3 protein-coding genes are annotated in these 3,633 nt (G+C 66.8%); 1 reads left to right on the forward strand and 2 read right to left on the reverse strand.

All coding sequences use genetic code 11. From position 1 onward, the window contains the following. Positions 1–563: DUF1045 domain-containing protein (locus JHD07_RS35255; protein WP_291630581.1), on the forward strand; the 563-nt coding region annotated here is incomplete at its 5' end. 203 nt (positions 564–766) lie between these two features. Here JHD07_RS35255 and JHD07_RS35260 read toward each other — a convergent pair. Both JHD07_RS35260 and JHD07_RS35265 read right to left on the reverse strand, forming a co-directional pair. Continuing rightward, on the reverse strand, positions 767–1,705 hold the full coding sequence (locus JHD07_RS35260; protein ID WP_291630583.1) for a dihydrodipicolinate synthase family protein: 939 nt from the start codon (positions 1,703–1,705) through the stop codon (positions 767–769). Between the two features lie 127 nt (positions 1,706–1,832). Continuing rightward, the coding region (locus tag JHD07_RS35265) for a methyl-accepting chemotaxis protein (RefSeq protein WP_291630585.1) at positions 1,833–3,633 on the reverse strand (1,801 nt) is incomplete at its 5' end.

Consider the following 3,633-nt stretch of genomic DNA (forward strand, 5'->3'; position numbering starts at 1 on the left):
TCGCGCCGGACTGGCGCGACATCACCACCGATCCCCGCAAATACGGCTTTCACGCCACGCTGAAGGCGCCCATCGCACTGGCGCCGGGCAGGACCGAAGCAGAGCTGATAGCGGCCTGTGCGGCATTTGCCGGCAAGACGCGGCTGCGTCCGTTGATCCGCCCGGTCGTTGATTCCATCAGCGGCTTCATCGCCGTCGTTCCGGCCGAGCCGGTCGATGCGCTGCAAGAGCTCGGCGCCGATTGCGTCCGCGCATTCGACTCCTTTCGCGCCGCGCTGACGGCGGAGGACCGCGCGCGGCGCAGGCCGGAGCGGCTGAGCGAGCGGCAGCGCGACTATCTCGACCGCTGGGGCTATCCTTACGTGATGGAGGAATTCCGCTTCCACATGACGCTGACGGGACGGCTGGATGCCGATCGGCGCGGAGCGATCCTCGAAATGTTGCGGACTAGGTTTGCGGCGCTGGGAATGGAGACGCTCGTGATCGACCGCATCGCGCTGTTTCGGCAGGACGATGCTACGGCAAGATTCCGCATCATCGGCGAGTGGACGCTGGCGCGTTAGCCGGAATCGCGGCGCACATTCAGTGTCATCCCCGCGAACGCGGCGATCCATAACCACAGGGAGCGGTTAGGGGGCGCGCTGGTAACTCCGAGTCCTCGCCAAACTCCTGCTGCGGCGTATGGGTCCCGGATCTGCGCGCGCTTGTTGCGCGCTTGTCCGGGACGACAGCGGAGTATTTGGCGACAGAAGGCGCTTCGAGAAACCTATTTCCCCCACCGCAGCGCCAGCGCGTCCCTTTCCTTGGCGAGCTCGAGCAATCCAGCGCGCGTTGCCGGATGCAGCGGCTGCAGCGGATGGCGCACCGCCTCCGACTTGATCACGCCGCCGGCCTGCATCATCACCTTGCAGGCGATCAGGCCGCATTGGCGGTTCTCGTAATTGATCAGCGGCAGCCAGCGCTCATAGGCGGCCTTCGCCTCCTCGCGCTTGCCTGCGAAATAGGGATCGATGATCTGGCGGATGCCGTCGGGATAGCCGCCGCCCGTCATGGCGCCGGTGGCGCCGGCATCGAGATCGGCGAGCAGCGTGATCGCCTCCTCGCCATCCCAGGGACCCTCGATGTCCTTGCCGCCGGCCTCGATCAGGCTGCGCAGCTTGGCCGCTGCGCCCGGCACCTCGATCTTGAAATAGCGGATGTTGGAAAACTCGCGCGACAGCCGCGCCAGCAGATCGACCGAGAGCGGCGTGCCGGCAACCGGCGCATCCTGGATCATGATGGGAATGTCGATTGCGCCGGAGAGCACCTTGAAGAATTCGACGATGCCCTTCTCGGGGACCCGAAAGGTCGCGCCGTGATAGGGCGGCATCACCATCACCATGGCGGCGCCCGCCGCCTCGGCCTGCTTGCTGCGCGCCGCGCACACGGCCGAGCTGAAATGCGTGGTGGTGACGATCACGGGAACCCGGCCGGCCACATGCTCCAGCACCGCGTGCATCACCGTCTCGCGCTCGGCATCGGTGAGCACGAACTGCTCGGAGAAATTGGCGAGGATGCAGAGGCCGTGCGAACCGGCATCGATCATGAAATCGATGCAGCGGCGCTGGCCTTCGAGGTCGAGCTCGCCGCGCTCGTCGAAGATGGTGGGCGCGACCGGGAACACGCCTCGATAGGGGCGCTGAGCCTTGGGTGCGGTGACCGGCATCGAAACTCTCCATCCCTGATATGTCTTACGTCTGGCGCCGCGCTCGCGGGAGCGAGGCGGCCCAGATGTAGCCAACGCGCGGATCGGCGGCAATGCCCGCGCGAGGCAGGATTAAGAGAGGAAGGAATCAGGCCGTCTTCACCGCGCCCAGGAAGCCTTCGACCGCGACACGGAGACGATCGGCGTCCGCCGACATTTTCTTGACGGACTCCGACAGCACCGTGCCGGCGTTGCCGGTCTCCTGGTTGAGCCGGGCGACGCTGCCGATGGTGTCGGTGACCTCGCGGGTGCCCTGAGCGGCCTGCTGGAAGTTGCGCGAAATCTCGGTGGTGGCCGCGCGCTGCTGCTCCACCGCGGCGGCAATCGCGGTCATCTTCTCGTCGATGCCGCTGATGGCGCCGCCGATCGAACGGATGGCGGCGACGGCCTGGCCGGTGGCGCCTTGGATCTCTTCGACCTGGCGCGAGATCTCTTCCGTCGCCGTTGCGGTCTGAGACGCGAGGCTCTTGACCTCGCCGGCCACCACGGCGAAACCACGGCCGGCTTCTCCGGCACGCGCCGCCTCGATCGTCGCGTTCAAGGCCAGGAGGTTCGTCTGCGCGGCGATGGCGTTGATCATCTTCACGACCTCGCCGATGCGGCTTGCGGTCTGGTCGAGTATCTCGACCGTCGCGTTGGTCTGCTCGGCCTGCGCGACGGCCTCGCGGGCCTCGCGCGCGCTGGATTGCACCTGGGCGGAGATCTCGCCGACGGACGCGGACAGCTCCTCGGTCGCCGCAGCGATGGTCTCGAGATTGTTAGTGGCCTGCTCGGCGGAGGAGGAGACCGCGGCGGTCTGGCTACTGGATTCCGTGACCAGCGAGCGCACGCCGCTCGCGGTCGCATCGAGCTCCCGCGTCGAGGCCGCAACACTCTGGATCACCGCCTGCACGGTGTCGTCGAAGCTGCGGCAAGCCGCATCGACAGTCCCGGAACGGGCAAGCTGCAGCGCCTGCTGCGACTCGCGTTCCTGGCCGAGGCGTTCCGCGGTTGCCGCGCTCTCGCGCAGGCTTTCGAGCGCGGCAGCCATGGTGCCGAACTCGTCGGGATGCCGGGATTGCGGCACCGGCGTCGCATAATCGCGCGCGCTGATGCGGGCGATGGCGTCGAGGATCGCGCGCACCGGGCGCATCAAGCGGTTGCGCACCACGAACACGCCGGCGAGAGTCACGGCCAGTGCGAGCAGGAAGCCGAAGGACTGCATAATGAGATTGGTGAGGGCCTTGGCCTGAAGCGCCTCCGCGTGCGCGATCGACAGGTCGAGCGCCTTGCTTGCGACCGCGACGATGGACGCGAACGGAGCCTGGCACAATGCGTTCCATTCCGAGGCCGGCATCGCCGGACGACCGCTGCCATCCAGGTTCCTGGTGATATCGCCGATCTGCTTGAGGGCTCCATCGGTCTTGGCGCGCGCTTCCTTGGCCGTGTTGACGAGGTCCGGCGCCACGTCAGGCGCAGCCAGCAGTTCCTCCATGCCGGTCCAGCCGGCGGTGACAATGCCGTTCCAGCCCGCGACGGTCTGCTTCTGGGTCTCATCGAGCGGCTTCGAGCTGTTGATGTTCGGGCGCAACGTCGAGCACTGGATGCCGTAGCGGTCGCGCACCTGCCAGGCGAGGCGGCGGGCCTGGATCATGCGGGCGATGTAGGGATCGTTCATCCAGGCGCGGTTCGACACCGCGGTGGACGCGAGATTGGCGGTGTCGATCACCTTGGTGACGGAATCGTACCAGGGTGCGGTTCGCTCCACCTTGCGCTCGGCGCGCGGCAGCTTGGCCTCGTCGTAGAATAACTGGAATTTCGGCGCGGTTTCGTTCCAACGTTGCTTCAGCGTTGCTGCGAGTTCGTCGCGCCGGGCGACTTCGATAGTGGAGAGCGAGGCGGCGATGGCG

The sequence above is a fragment of the Bradyrhizobium sp. genome (assembly GCF_016462955.1).
In the GTDB taxonomy this organism is placed as follows: Bacteria; Pseudomonadota; Alphaproteobacteria; order Rhizobiales; family Xanthobacteraceae; genus Bradyrhizobium.

Coding starts and splice junctions, on each gene's coding strand:
- JHD07_RS35260 (WP_291630583.1), bottom strand. CDS start 1,705: ATGCCGGTCACCGCACCCAAGGCTCAGCGCCCCTATCGAGGCGTGTTC.